Below are 14,669 nucleotides of genomic sequence, written 5' to 3'. Positions count from 1 at the left end.
TAGAGAATCGTTAGACTCGCAGAGACAGCAGTTCTTCTACGCTACGCATACATACCATTCTGCTAAAGTACAAATATGAGCAGAAGCGGCAAAGCAGAACTAGCACTTGTCGGTCCTAAACTGTGCCGAGTAATCGCAGGCAACATCTCAGAAATAAGGCGAACTAGCCTGAAAATATGAAGACCTCCAGGGAGGTATCCATTCACAGCTATTCATTTTATGAATAGTGTTCCTTGACAATTTTCGGATATTCCGACTTGGTGTCATAAATCACTACGATTGACCTGTCAGAGTAGATGATGCATGATACCTACCTGGTTCTTGAGGCAGAACACTTCTGTCACAACCTTCTCCCTAATTCCCTTTTCAATTTTTGTATTAACAAATTTACGCCGTATTATCAATGCTTTCTCAAATCAACTTTCAACTGGAAATAGTATTTATATAGTTGGGACCTGTCTGAAAAGTTCCAAAGGTATCTGAATTTTTCAGGAATTTCAGCAAAAATCAACCGTTATTCGCTAACTGCTGTTTCAGCTTCTTTCAGTGATTCAAGGTAGTTGTAAACCTGTTGACCGGCGATACCGCCTTCACCTACAGCTGTAGTAATCTGTCTCAATGTTTTTTCACGTACATCACCAATCGCATAAACTCCTGAAATTTCCGTTTCCATTTCCTGATTCGTGATAATCCAGCCTTCTTCATTGGTTATCCCGCTTGTTCTGAATGGTTCAGTCAACGGATCCAAACCAACGTAAATAAATACACCGTTTGCCGCAACTTCTTTCACTTCATCGGATTTTACATTTTTCAGTTGAACACCGGTAACAGCCATGTCATTGCCGACAATTTCTTCAAGAACAGTATCCCATTCAAAGAAAACTTTTTCATTAGCAAATGCACGATCCTGAATAATTTTTTGAGCACGCAGTTCATCTCTTCTATGAACCACAGTTACCTTGGAAGCAAACTGAGTCAGATAGATCGCTTCCTCAACTGCTGAATCGCCTCCCCCAATAACCATTAATTCTTTATTACGGAAAAAAGCACCATCACAAACTGCACAATAGGAAACCCCTCGACCGGCATACTCTTCTTCACCTGGTACGCCCAGTTTTCGATGGACACAGCCAGTTGCAATAATCACAGACTTTCCTTGGTAGATTGTATCTTCACAGATAATTTCTTTGTAGGAGCCATGATCTCTAATATCAAGTACAGTTCCATAAACATTTTTAGTTCCAAATTTTTCTACGTTTTCGTACATTTTCATTGATAAATCTGGACCCATAATTGAATCAAATCCAGGATAATTTTCAATTTCCGCTGTATTGTTCATCTGACCGCCGGGAACTCCCCGTTCAATCATCAGTACATTCAAATTCGAACGTGAAGCATACAAAGCCGCAGTCATCCCCGCAGGTCCGGCCCCAATAATAATTACATCATACATTTCAATTCCCTCTTTTCTCTATTGTAGAAAGCCGCCAATTCTAATTAGTAAACAGTTATTTTCACAGCCTTCACCATTTATATTTCCACTCTGACAGATAGAATGAAAATATCTGAACATTCCCTATAAGAAAAGTTCAGAAAGATTCCAGTCACTTACTTTTTTCAAGTAAGTTTACTTTACAACCTAAGCAGCTGATTGTCTAATTTTCTGCCTAAACAGCATTCCTAGATTATAGTATCATATTCTATTTTACATGACTTTAAAAATTTCATTTTTTCACTATTTCCTGTTATTCATTCTTCTGCTGTTCACGCAACTTTCCGACCAGCCGATGTTCCTTTGTCATCATATATTTATAGGAAGCAAAAGGCTAAGTTAAAAAGACTGAGAAAAATGCTCTATTTTGATCAAATTGAAAGCCGTACTTCTCTACCAATCATTTTGACAGTATGTTGATTTGAAAACAACAAGCATAAACCCTGGAAATGTTTTCTAAAAACAGCTACTCCGGAAGAGCTAAAACCACTTCTGTCACTATCCCCTGACCATGATAAACAGGATTTAACACAAAAACCATTTCCTTACTGTTAGATAGTCCATCTACTGACTCCTCAAGAACAGTGATATGAGTGATGACCTTGCTTTCGATTCTCCCCACAACAGCGGAACTGAGGTTGTTGTCCACCAGCTGCTTTAGCGTACTTTCTGCTTCGCTCAATATTTTATGACGTTTCCAGCCAGCCGTTTCACCGATCCCCTTAATCTTAGTGTTATTCAAACAGATCTGCCAAATCTTCAATAACAAAACATCTCAAGTAGGTACCTTCAGTTGCAATCACCTACTTCTCTCAACCTCTTACCATTATAGTAAAAACAGACATCAGCAGTCCAGTTTCACCTGTTGCTGATATCTGAGATTTTTTAGACAACACTGTTTTGCAGTTTGTACATATCTGAATAGAGTCCTTCTTGAGCAATCAGACTCTCATGACTTCCTCGTTCTACAATTGATCCTTTTTCAAGAACCAAAATCATATCGGCATCACGGATCGTTGAAAGCCTGTGAGCAATTGCAATCGTAGTCCGCCCTTGACGCATATTAGCTAGGCCTTCCTGAATCAGCCCTTCCGTTTCAGTATCAATATTAGCTGTCGCTTCATCCAAAACCAGAATTTTCGGATCGGTTGCCATTGTACGTGCAAATGAAATCAGCTGTCTCTGTCCACTGGAATAACTTGCTCCCCGTTCAATGACTTTCGCATGATATTTGTTTGGCAAGGTTTCAATAAACTTATCCGCCTGTACAAATTTAGCCGCCTCTTCAATCTGTTTGTCACTGATATTCGCGTTCAGCATACGAATATTCCCTGCAATATCTCCATAAAACATGAACGCATCCTGAAGGACAAGACCCATTTTTTTTCGAAGCTCAGTGATTGGATAGTCCCGAATGTCAATATCATCAAGCAGAATCTGTCCTTCATAAAATTCATAAAAACGCATTAAGACATTGATAATCGAGCTTTTACCACTACCGGTATGTCCGACTAAAGCAACGGTTTCTCCGGGATTTGCAGTAAAACTAATATTTTTTAAGACATGGTTTTTTCCATCATAAGAAAAGCTGACATCTCTAAATTCAATTTTTCCAAGGGTGATTTCTGCTGATGCATCTGGATTCTGCTGGGGTATCAGTTCTTCTGTATCAAAAATTTTCAAAATACGACTGCCTGCAACTATTCCATCTGTAAATATACTTAAAAAATCCATCATTTGCGTCATTGGCTCAAAAAATGCCTGAACATAGGTTACGAAGGCGTAAATCAACCCTACTTTAACTGGTGAGTCAAGCGCATCTATCCCAAATAAAGTCAGTGCAGCAGAAACTGCAATTGCATAAAGCAAGTTAATAATCGGACTTAACAGCAACGAGTTAATTCGTATCATGGAGAGTTTTGTCTGCAAATACTCTTCATTTGTCGTTTCAAATTCCCCTTCGAGACGTTTTTCCTGTCTGAACTGTTGAATAATCTTCATTCCTGATATATATTCATTTAGTTTCGTATTCAACTGGCTGAGTTTTTCCCGCATATTTCGATAAATCCTTGAGCTGAACTTTTGGTAATAAGTAATAACTGCCAAAAGAACAGGTAGGAACAAAAGGATACAAAGCGCACTTCTTCGGTCAATTTGAAGCATTCCCACAAAGGAAGAAAGCACAGCAAAAATGCCTATCAAAACTATTAAAAAAACATACCAAAATTCAAATAAAGTTTCCGTGTCATTTGTCACACGGGAAACGATTGATCCTGCCGGAGTCTGATCAAAATAGCGCATCCCCAATGTCTGCAATTTCTCAAACAGCTTCACCCGAATAAACTGATACGTTTTCAGAGAAGCCTTCGAATACAAGAACCACTGGAAAAACCAAATCAGACTTTTTACAATAATGCCAAACAAATAGACTCCTGCAAACATGTAAATAATCTGATCAGTTGCTGTTTTCGGTGTTAAGTAATTATCCATCAGCATCTGAATGATTCTTGGTAAAAGTGCGTTAATAATGGACAAAATAAAAGCAAAACCAATAGCAGATAAAAATGTGATACGAAAGGGCTTTGCATATTTTAATAAGCGCCTGACAATGGTTATCTGCTCTTTAGCAGGAATTGACTTTGTCCAGACTGACTGCTGTTCTTCCATTATACTTCCCCTCCTTCTATTTTCGCTTCAAGCTGTTGTTTATCCCACATTCTCTTGTACCAGCCGTTTGCCAACAGAAGCTCCTGATGTGTTCCCCGTTCAATAATTTTTCCTTTATCCAGAACAATAATGTCCTGAGCATGCATCACACTGCTTAGACGGTGCGCTGCAATAATAGTTGTTTTATTCTGTCGTTCAGTTTTGAGATTTGTCAAAATTGCTTCTTCTGTTTTTGCATCTACTGCAGAAAGTGCATCATCCAGAATCAACAATTCCGGATTAATAATCGCAGCTCTGGCAATGGATATCCGCTGTCGCTGTCCTCCTGACAAAGACACACCTCTTTCTCCCACCAGTGTATCGTAGCCTTTTGAAAATCCTTTTATATCCTCGTCTATATAAGCCAGCCGAGCTGCCTCTTCCACCTTTTCCTGCATTAATGAAGGCGTTGCGAAACGAATATTGTCACGAACAGACATTGAAAATAGAAACTGATCTTGAGGCACACAGCCCACTCCTGTTAAAAGGGCATCCAAAGAATAATCCTTGATATTGTGGCCGCCCATGGTAATCTGCCCCTGATAGTCATCGTATTCTCTCATTATCAGCTTCAGCATCGTTGTTTTCCCTGCACCGGTTTTACCGACAATCCCCAGTGTTTCTCCTTCATTAATTTTGAACCTGATATTTTCAAGTACCGGCAGCTCCTCTTTCGGATAGACAAAAGACTGAATATCCATTACCAATGTCCCTTTAGCAGGTGCCTGAATAGCATTTTCCCGTTCAATAATATGTGTTTTCTCATGGAGCATCTCATTTACCCGGTCATAGCTTGCATTCCCTCTCTCCAATACATTAAAGAGTCTGCCAATTGCAAACATCGGCCAAATCAGCATACCAATATAGCTGATAAACGAAACCAGCTGCCCGATTGAAATTACATTGCTCATAATAAATTTTCCGCCGATAATAATGGTCAAAACATATGAAATACCGATAACTAATGTAATAAATGGATCAAATAATGCATCTAAAAAATTCACCCGATTGTTTTTAATAATTGCCTCCTCTATTTTTTCTGTAAAATCCTGAATATCTTCCTTTTCCTGCCCAAATGTTTTAATAACTTTCATACCTGTAATGCTCTCCTGCGCTTTATCATTAATGGTTGAAAAAGCTGCCTGCGAATCCCTAAAAGCATCATGAAGTTTTGAGCCCAATACCCGCGACATAACAGCCAGCAGAGGAAGAGGAATCAAGGCAATAAGCGTCAGACGCCAATCGACAAACAGAATCATGGCAATAATGGTACTCCCTCCCGTAAAAAAGGAGTCCGCAAACGTTAAAATACCAGCTCCTGCAACATTTTGGATAGCGTTCAAATCATTAGTAGCATGTGCCATCAAATCTCCGGTTCGATGATTTTGATAGAAAATGCTGTCCATTTTAGTAAAGTGATGAAATAACCGCCGTCTAAGCTCCCTCTCCAATTGAGCTGCTCCACCCCAAATATACTTTCTCCAAATATAGCGGAAAATATATTGAGCCAGTGCTGCTGCTAAAAGAACTCCGACCCATAAAAGAATCTGAGAGAGCTCAAAATCCTTTTCAGCAATCACGTCCACAACAATTCCTATTACTTTGGGCGGTATCAGTTGAACAATCGCTACCATGACCAAAGCAAAAACCCCTATTATATAACTTTTCTTTTCTTTTTTAAAAAACCAACCTAACTTCCTAAAAACTGACATCTTTTCCTCTCCTTACTCCCTTATATCTTGTTACTTATCACTTGTCCATTCAGCTTTATTTCCATTTTAATGAACCCCTTTCCTGTACCGCTTAAAGACAAAAAAAAACGGACAAAAATCTGCCCGTTGTGCTCGAAATATGAAGATTAGAAGATTTACTTATCCCCTTGGTGCTTCATTTGCTGCATCATTTGACGAATCTTCTTCTCAGAAGGCTTCTGTCCCATAGATGCCATCATCATTCGTAACATCTCCTCATTAACGGGAGGATTCTTTTTAAGATGGTCCTGCATTGCTTTACGGGCAAGGAAAAATCCGCCTGTCGCACCTGCGATTAAAGCGATTACTGCGATTAAAACTACGACTCCTGTTGACATAATAAATCTCTCCTTTCCATCATAAAAGCTAATGAGTAATGTCATTAAAAAAAACAACAGTTTAATTCATATAAGCTTCGAATTTTAGACGTTATAAATTTTAGAAGCAATCCTTCTCGTTTAATTGCTCTCAAGAAAACATTTTACTAGAAACAGCTGGAAAAGAAAAGGCATTTTAAAAGATTCTCCAAAAGAAATTTCTAAAATGCCTGATTTGAAATTTTTTCAGCTGATTTCTCAATCAAAATTTTGAAAACTCAATAAAATGAGGGCTAGAAAATACTCACCCCACAAAAAAGTTCACGAGAACCAAAAGAAGCAACAGACTGTATCCAGCCAGTTGCCTTAATTTATTGGGTAAGACTGAAAATTCTTACAAAAAAAGGATAACACTCTCATCCCTGACTATCCCCAAACTCATTATTTCCATATAAGGATATAAATTTTACCCCATTTAACCTCTATCAGAGCTTTGCATACCATCCCACTAGCTGTTCCTGCATCAGTGGGACTGGCAATACAGCGCATAATTGAGGCTTTATAATAATAATTTTCATAGAAATAGAAAAAATATTCGCACTATAGTTTTCAGACACATCTAAATCTATTCAAGTTGATGTCAAACCAACATATACACTTCTCTTCTTTTAAGCATCTAGCAATTCCGGAAAAACAGCAGGATTGAATTTCTCTTCCCGAAGCATTTCAATCTCTTTGCCATAAGGAGCATAAGCTGTTTTCTTATCTTTTCCTACATAAGGTGTTTCCAATATTTTAGGTAAAGCAGTCAGCTTCTCATGATAAACAATTCTATCCAACGCCTCAAACCCAATAGTTCCAAAACCAATATTTGCATGGCGGTCTTTATGAGAACCCATTGGGTTTTTCGAATCATTCACATGAATGACTTTCAAACGATCCAAACCAATAATTTTATCAAATTCCTCCAACACACCATCAAAATTCTCTTTTACATTATATCCGGCATCATTTGTATGGCATGTGTCAAAAGTCACTGAAAGCTTGTCGTTAAGCTTTACACCTTCAATAATTGTTGCCAGCTCTTCAAAGGTTCGGCCAAGTTCCGTTCCTTTTCCAGCCATTGTTTCCAATGCAATTTGAGGAATTTGATCCTTTGTAAGGACTTCGTCCAGCCCCTTGATAATCTGTTTAAGACCGGCATCAACACCAGCACCTACATGAGCCCCAGGATGAAGTGTAATCTGTTTCGCACCCAGAGCCTCAGCTCTTTGAACTTCCTGACGCAGAAACTCTGTTGCAAAGCCGAAATTTTCCGGTTTAATTGTGTTCCCCAAATTGATAATATAAGGGGCATGGACAACAATGTCGCTTATTCCGTGTTCTGCCATAAAAGTCTGACCCGCTTCAATATTCAACTCATCAATAGGCTTACGCCGTGTATTTTGTGGCGCTCCTGTATAGATCATAAAAGTTGTCGCTTTATAACTTGCAGCTTCTTCTGCAGCACCCAACAACATCTTTTTTCCGCTCATACTTACATGTGATCCTATTAACATCTTGTTCCTCCTTAAGTTTCATCCATTTTAGCGTACGTTAAAAAATTTGAAATGACAATCTTTTTGCCTAAATCAACAGTCTTTTGTCTGCTGCTGTTTTCCATATCCAGCGAACAGATTCTCCATCAAGAACAGCCTGCAGCTCTTACTCTATAATTTTATTTTTTTCTTTGTTCCGCAAATTGTATATATTGGCTGAGCCATTCTTCCATACTCATTTTTGAAACCAGTTCACCAATCAACTCATAAGGAATAGTTTTAGGATTTGTAAAACGGATACAGCTTTTCCCCATATTCAATTTTGTTGGAACACTTTTTCGATATTCTGACTGAAACCAGTCCAGCAACCCCTTATTACCCATCAAGCCCATGTGATATAAAGCAAGATGCTTCTTCTGAGCAGCAAGACTGATAAATGGAACACCTTCATCCTTTCTGTCCAAGTAACCTTCTGGATAGACAGATAAAGGAACAACAAATGTAGGAAGATTATACTGCCAAACCAGTTCAAAGCCTTTCGGTATATTATCTGTAATAATTTCAAATAATCGTCTAAATGAATCCTGCCATTTAGGGTCCATCTCTTTAAGGTATATGTCGAATTGATCCATTTGCTTTCTCTCCTGACTCTAATCACAGTGCCCACCTGACCAGTGGTATCCACAACTAGCATCTATTTTAATATGTTATTATACTAAATAGTCTGATTTAGAATAGCATTACTCCAAACAGAAAGCTAGCGGAAACATCCTTGTCTGGCTTTTTTACAAAAATTAGCTATACTGAAAGTAAGCGAACCCTTATTCTCTAACTAATCCCCTTGAAGGAGCTGACAGCTATGACTATTATTGAAGACTATATCCGCAAAGAACCAGAAGAAAGACAATCAGCATTAACAGAGCTTTATCATTTTATTAAACAACTTGTCCCCGAAGCAGAAGAAAGGCTTTCCTACGGGATGCCCACTTTTTATTTGAATGGAAATCTTGTACACTTTGCCAATGCAAAAAAGCATATTGGTTTTTATCCAACTCCCTCTGCAATCCTAGCTTTCAAAGATGATCTCACTGGATATAAATCTTCTAAAGGAGCGGTTCAGTTTCCAGCAACCCAAGAGCTTCCCTGGTCTCTTATAAAAAAAATGATTCAGTTCAGAATCAAGGAAAATATGGAAAAAAAGAAGTAAATAGATTCGCATAAAATTTTTGAGAATATTTCACTACGGATCTTCTCTTTTAAAATCAAGAAAAGACAGGATCTTCCTTTATAACCGGAGACCTTGTCTTTTCTTGCGATTTAAATCAATCAAATTAGTGTCTGTCTGAGAACTCTAGTGGTGAATGTTCACGAAAAAATAAATATGGGTTAGTTCCGTTTTGTCAGTTTCACTTGTGTAGGAACATTTAGTGGGATGGTATGCAATACTCTGGTTGAAATAAATGGGCAAACATTTATGTTCATCATACAAAGAGATAGTGGTATGTGTACGACGATCAAATGAGTTAGCAATATTCATTCCGGTATCAAAAGCTTTCTTCGGATAATCGAAGCCTATCCATTAGTCTCATATATAATACATTAGACAGGCTGCATATTTCTTGAATTAGAAGCATAACTTATTTTTAAGTTGGTCAACAGACTAATATTTCAGTAAAAAGTATTTTTTCTTTCCACGGCGTACTACTGTGAACTGCCCTTCAATTTTTTCACTGTCAGTCAATTCCGCAGCAACATCTTGTATTCTTTCACCATTAATATAAATAGCTCCATTTTGAACGTCTTCTCTTGCCTGACGTTTTGAAGGTTCAATTCCTGCTGCAATCAACAGCTCAACCAAATTCATTGAATCCTCTTGTTGAACTTCATAAGAAGGAACATCCCTAAAGCCCTGAATGATTTCTTCTGCGTTCAAGCCTTTAATATCCCCGCTAAACAACGCCTGTGAAATTTTCACTGCCTGTTCATACGCTTCCTCACCATGAACCAGTGTAGTAATTTCCTTCGCAAGTGCCTTTTGAGCCGCACGCTTTTCAGGTGCTTCAGTAAATTCTTTTTCAATTTCAGCAATTTCTTCAATTGAAAGGAAAGTGAAGTATTTCAGGAATTTTACCGCATCTCTATCATCTGTATTAATCCAGAACTGATAAAACTCGTATGGAGAAGTCTTATCTGCATCTAGCCAAACTGCATTTCCTTCTGTTTTCCCAAATTTTGTGCCATCTGCTTTTGTAATCAACGGCATAGTCAAACCAAAACCCTGTACTTCTTTTTCACGACGCAGTAATTCAATTCCAGAAGTAATATTCCCCCACTGATCGCTTCCCCCAAGCTGAAGCAGACAGCCATGAATTTCATATAATTTCAAAAAGTCATACGCCTGAAGCAGCTGATATGCGAACTCTGTGTATGAGATTCCTGTTTCTATTCGCCGTTTTACACTCTCTTTACTCATCATGTAATTAATTGTAAAGTTTTTTCCAACATCTCTAAGAAAATCAATCAACGAAACCTCACCAAGCCAGTCGTAGTTATTGGCAAGGATTGCAGGATTTTTGCTATCATCAAAATTAATAAAACGGGAAAGCTGATTTTTAATGCTGTCAGACCACCCTTTAACTGTATCAAGTGTATTTAAACTGCGCTCTGCATCTTTAAAAGACGGATCGCCGATCATTCCTGTCCCTCCGCCCACAAGAGCGATTGGAACATGACCGTTCAGCTGGAAACGGCGCAATGTCAAAATCGGTAATAAATGTCCGATATGTAAACTGTCAGCAGTCGGGTCAAACCCAATATAAAGCTTAACAGACTCTTCATTCAATTGTTTTTTTAAAGCTTCTTCATCAGTTGTCTGATGAACAAGTCCGCGCAATTTCAGTTCATCAAAAAAATCTGCACTCATTCTATTTCCCTCCACATTCGATTTACCGGCGCTTTTTTGCCCCTACCTTCCCATATTACCTGAATAACAGATTAAATAAAAGATAAACATCAGCATTTTTATCGAGAAATTAAAGTTTTTGTGATAAAAGACAGAACAACTGTTCATTAACCTTTTTTTTTGCTATAATATCACGGAATATGATTATTCGAATTAACATATCGAGGTGAAATTTTTGGACAATAATAATTCGAATCACAACAACCAACCCCCACACGAATGGCTCAGTAAAGAAAATATATTTTTAGCTCTAAATGTCATTGCTCGAGTGTTGAAATCCCTCGTTCTTTTTTCAATTGTAGCTGTTATTTTAGGAGGCTCATTGGGATTGGGCGTCGGTATGGGCTATTTTGCTTCGCTTGTTGAAGGAACTGACCCCCTGACAAAAGAAGAGCTGGAAAAAGAAATCAGCGATATTACCGAAGTTTCAAAAATGACATATGCTGACGGCTCTATGATTTCAACAATCAAATCTGATTTAGTTCGAACCCGCGTAAACAGTGATCAGATTTCTCCAACTTTAAAAAGTGCGATTATTGCCACAGAAGATGAGTATTTTGAAGAACATGACGGTGTTGTTCCCAAAGCACTTGTACGTGCGTTACTGGCTGATTCAGTCGGTTTTGGCGGCTCTTCAGGCGGCTCCACTCTGACTCAACAATTGGTAAAACAGCAAATTTTAACTGACGAAACAACCTTCAAACGAAAAGCAAATGAAATTTTACTAGCTTATCGTATCGAAAATTATTTTTCGAAGGATGAAATTCTCACAACCTATTTGAATGTTTCTCCATTTGGACGAAACAATAAGGGGGAGAATATTGCCGGAGTTGAAGAAGCAGCAAAAGGACTCTTTGGAAAAAGTGCAAATGATCTTACATTGCCGCAGGCAGCATTTATTGCCGGGCTGCCGCAAAGTCCAATCGTTTACACTCCATATTCGAATACAGGAGAACTCAAGGAAGATTTATCCGCAGGTATGGAAAGAAAGGATTTCGTACTTTTCAGTATGTATAGGGAAAAAAGAATTTCGCAAGAAGAGTATGAAAATGCTAAAAACTATGACTTAAGTCAAGACTTCCTACCTACAGAGGCAGCCAATACAACTTCTGAAGGGTTCCTTTATTACACAGTAATGAACCAGGCTGAGGAAGTCATTATGGATATCAACATTGAAAAAGCAGGCGTAAATAAAGATGAGCTTGATGCTGCTGGTCTCCAGCAGTACAGAGATCAGGCAGCCCGCCAGATCCAAACACGCGGCTATACGATTGAATCAACGATTGATCCAACAGTTTATAACGCCATGCAGGATGCAGTCGCAAACTTTGGTTACCTTCTTGATGATGGGTATTCAGCTGCTCCAGTAGAAACCGGCAATGTATTAATGGATAATCAGACAGGAAAAATTATCGGCTTTGTTGCGGGACGAAACTACGACTTAAATCAAAATAATCATGCTTTTGATACCGAGCGTCAGGTAGGTTCTACGATTAAACCAATTTCTGTCTATGGTCCAGCGATTGATCAGGGGATGATAGGGTCAGAAAGTCGGCTGGCAAATTATCCAACAAAATATAAATCAGGCGGCGAGCTTGTGAATGCTACAAATACAGGAACCAACACTTTTGACACTGTTCGTACCTCGCTGGAATGGTCATACAATATTCCAGTCGTCAATTTAAATAATGCGATGAAGGAACAAATGGGCGATGATAATTTTTCTTATAACAACTACTTAAGTAAAATGAATTATCCGGCAGATGAAGGTTGGGCCTATGAGTCAGCACCACTAGGCTCTGTCGAAACCTCTGTATATACACAAACAAATGGCTTCCAAGCCCTTGCAAATAAGGGAGCCTATCAAAAAGGATATATGATTGAGAAAATTGTAGACAATGATGGGAATGTGATTTATCAGCATCAGGAGGCGCCAGTTCAGGTCTACTCTCCTGCAACTGCTTCTATTATGAACGATTTAATGCGTTCAGTACTTGACTCAAAAATCACTACGCCGTTTAAAGATGTCATAGCAGGTCTCAATCCTCAATTAGCATCGGCTGACTGGGTTGGAAAAACCGGAACAACCAATGATTACAGAGATGCATGGCTTGTAGTCTCTACACCAAGTATTACTATCAGTTCATGGGCCGGCTACGATAACAACGATATTATGAGCCCAGATAGCGGGATTCATAACAGTACCTATCTGGCTTATCTGACCAATGCCATCTACAACGTAAAACCGGAGCTGTTCAATGTTGGTACAAGATTCGAGTTAACAGATGATGTCATTCAGGCAAGTGTATCTAAGCTTACCGGTGATAAAGCAGGCGGCTTTACCTATAACAATATCAGATACTCTGTTTCAAGCGAAACAGTCGTTTCATACTTTGCTAAAAATGGTCCTGCTGACAGCCAGTATAAATTCGGCTACGGTGGAACAGATGCAAACTATCAAGCATACTGGAGCAAATATTTGACAACAAAGACTTCCAGCAGTAATAACAATAATACTGCCAATAATCAAGGAACCCGAAATGGTAATGCTGATAACACGAACAACGGAGAGTCCTCAGAAGAAAACAACAACGAGGATCAGAACAATGCCGGAGACAGCAGTGAAGAACCCTCAGTTTCAATGGAGCCATCAGAGAGTTCTACTCCTGATTAAAACAAAATACAAAGAGAGCGCCTGAAAGGTTAAACCTCCCGGGTGCTCTCTTTATTTGAAGAAATAATTATTTTGTCGAACCTTTTTTATCCAGCCCATAAGGCAGAATAACTGTCTTATCTTCAATTTCTTCTTTATTCATCAGCTTTGTCAATAAGCGCATCGCTACCGCACCAATGTCATATAACGGTTGTGTAACGCTTGACAGTTTAGGACGGGCAACTTCAGTCAGTAATGAATTGTTGCTGGTAATAATTTCAAACTCTTCTGGAACTTTCACTCCTGCATCAAGCATTCCATCCAATAATCCAATTGCCAGTTCATCGTCAGTAACAACAGCAGCAGTTGCACCACTGTTGCGTATACGCTCTGCCAAATTAATACCATCTTTAAACTTGTATTCCGATTCAAAAATTAATCCTTCGCTGTATGTCAAATCATTTTCAGCAAGTGCTTCTTTGTATCCGCTCATTCTATTTTTACCATTAATTGGATCAATCAGCGCACCGCTGACAAACGCAATCTCCTTATTGCCATTTTTGGCAAGCAGATCTGTAGCATCCTTAATTGCAGAAGTATAGTCAATGTTCACACTGCCAACCTGTTCGTCTGGATCAATCGAACCAGCCAACACAACAGGTGTTTTAGATCGTGAAAATTCACCGCGAATTTCATCTGTAATATGATGACCCATAAAAATAATCCCATCTACTTGTTTTGCAAGCAGATTGTTTAACACATTCACTTCCTTCTGATCATTTCCGTCAGAATTAGCTAAAATAATATTATATTTATACATTGTCGCTACATCATCAATCCCTCTAGCTAAAGAAGAGAAAAAGATATTGCTGACATCCGGTATAATAACCCCTACTGTTGTTGTTTTTTTACTAGCCAGTCCACGTGCTACAGCATTTGGACGATAATCCAAGCGGTCAATAACTTCCAGTACTTTCTTTCTGGTTGCCGGCTTAACGTTAGGATTACCATTCACTACGCGGGAAACGGTTGCCATCGATACATCTGCTTCACGAGCCACATCATAAATTGTAATCGTTTGTTTTTCCATGTTCTTTTCTCCTAAATTTATATTAGTTTTCATTTTCAGAAAACTTCATTTACATTTCTTATTTAGAATATCAGACTTATTTTCATTTTGCAACCGTTTTTATGCCATTTTCATGAAATTTAATTTCTTTATTTCAAAAAGAAAAAAACAGACTTTCATG

Annotated in this window: 11 protein-coding genes; 2 read left to right on the top strand and 9 right to left on the bottom strand. The window is 38.5% G+C overall.

Annotation, left to right across the window (positions count from 1 at the left end; genetic code table 11):
- Positions 1–514: 514 nt before the first annotated feature.
- The 7 genes from trxB to LI954_RS12635 form a co-directional block, all read right to left on the bottom strand.
- On the bottom strand, positions 515–1,453 hold the full coding sequence (gene trxB, locus LI954_RS12665; protein ID WP_229444652.1) for a thioredoxin-disulfide reductase: 939 nt from the start codon (positions 1,451–1,453) through the stop codon (positions 515–517).
- A 505-nt stretch (positions 1,454–1,958) separates the two neighbouring features.
- A complete protein-coding gene (locus LI954_RS12660; protein WP_229444651.1) occupies positions 1,959–2,234 on the bottom strand; it encodes a hypothetical protein in 276 nt (91 codons plus the stop codon).
- A gap of 143 nt (positions 2,235–2,377) precedes the next feature.
- Positions 2,378–4,159 carry an ABC transporter ATP-binding protein gene (locus tag LI954_RS12655; RefSeq protein WP_229444650.1) on the bottom strand — a complete coding sequence of 594 codons (1,782 nt, stop codon included), beginning with the start codon at positions 4,157–4,159 and terminating at the stop codon, positions 2,378–2,380.
- Positions 4,159–5,910 carry an ABC transporter ATP-binding protein gene (locus tag LI954_RS12650; RefSeq protein WP_229444649.1) on the bottom strand — a complete coding sequence of 584 codons (1,752 nt, stop codon included), beginning with the start codon at positions 5,908–5,910 and terminating at the stop codon, positions 4,159–4,161. Before LI954_RS12650 ends, LI954_RS12655 begins: the two co-directional genes overlap by 1 nt.
- 155 nt (positions 5,911–6,065) lie before the next feature.
- On the bottom strand, positions 6,066–6,290 hold the full coding sequence (locus LI954_RS12645) for a YneF family protein (protein ID WP_202067205.1): 225 nt from the start codon (positions 6,288–6,290) through the stop codon (positions 6,066–6,068).
- Between the two features lie 644 nt (positions 6,291–6,934).
- Positions 6,935–7,825: a deoxyribonuclease IV gene (locus LI954_RS12640; RefSeq protein WP_229444648.1), complete on the bottom strand. Its 891-nt coding sequence runs from the start codon at positions 7,823–7,825 to the stop codon at positions 6,935–6,937.
- 158 nt (positions 7,826–7,983) lie between these two features.
- The gene (locus LI954_RS12635) at positions 7,984–8,436 is read right to left on the bottom strand and encodes a DUF1801 domain-containing protein (RefSeq protein WP_229442253.1); all 453 of its coding nucleotides are present in this window, start codon (positions 8,434–8,436) and stop codon (positions 7,984–7,986) included.
- 227 nt (positions 8,437–8,663) lie between these two features.
- Here LI954_RS12635 and LI954_RS12630 point away from each other — a divergent pair, with 227 nt between their 5' ends.
- Positions 8,664–9,011 (top strand): iron chaperone, encoded by a 348-nt coding sequence (locus tag LI954_RS12630; protein WP_229444647.1) that lies wholly within the window; start codon positions 8,664–8,666, stop codon positions 9,009–9,011.
- A gap of 453 nt (positions 9,012–9,464) precedes the next feature.
- On the opposite strand, the gene tyrS is transcribed toward LI954_RS12630, so the two are convergent.
- On the bottom strand, positions 9,465–10,727 hold the full coding sequence (tyrS, locus tag LI954_RS12625; protein WP_202067122.1) for a tyrosine--tRNA ligase: 1,263 nt from the start codon (positions 10,725–10,727) through the stop codon (positions 9,465–9,467).
- A gap of 214 nt (positions 10,728–10,941) precedes the next feature.
- Here tyrS and LI954_RS12620 point away from each other — a divergent pair, with 214 nt between their 5' ends.
- The gene (locus tag LI954_RS12620; protein ID WP_229444646.1) at positions 10,942–13,440 is read left to right on the top strand and encodes a transglycosylase domain-containing protein; all 2,499 of its coding nucleotides are present in this window, start codon (positions 10,942–10,944) and stop codon (positions 13,438–13,440) included.
- Positions 13,441–13,507: 67 nt separating this feature from the next.
- Here the strand turns inward: LI954_RS12620 and ccpA are convergent, their stop codons facing one another.
- Positions 13,508–14,509, bottom strand: a complete 1,002-nt coding sequence (gene ccpA, locus LI954_RS12615) for a catabolite control protein A (protein ID WP_202067124.1) — start codon at positions 14,507–14,509, stop codon at positions 13,508–13,510.
- Positions 14,510–14,669: the final 160 nt, after the last annotated feature.

The organism is Enterococcus sp. CWB-B31, assembly GCF_020567645.1.
GTDB lineage: Bacteria > Bacillota > Bacilli > Lactobacillales > Enterococcaceae > Enterococcus_L.
Note: the sequence above shows the minus strand (reverse complement) of the source record. Positions and strands in the feature narration are given on the sequence as shown.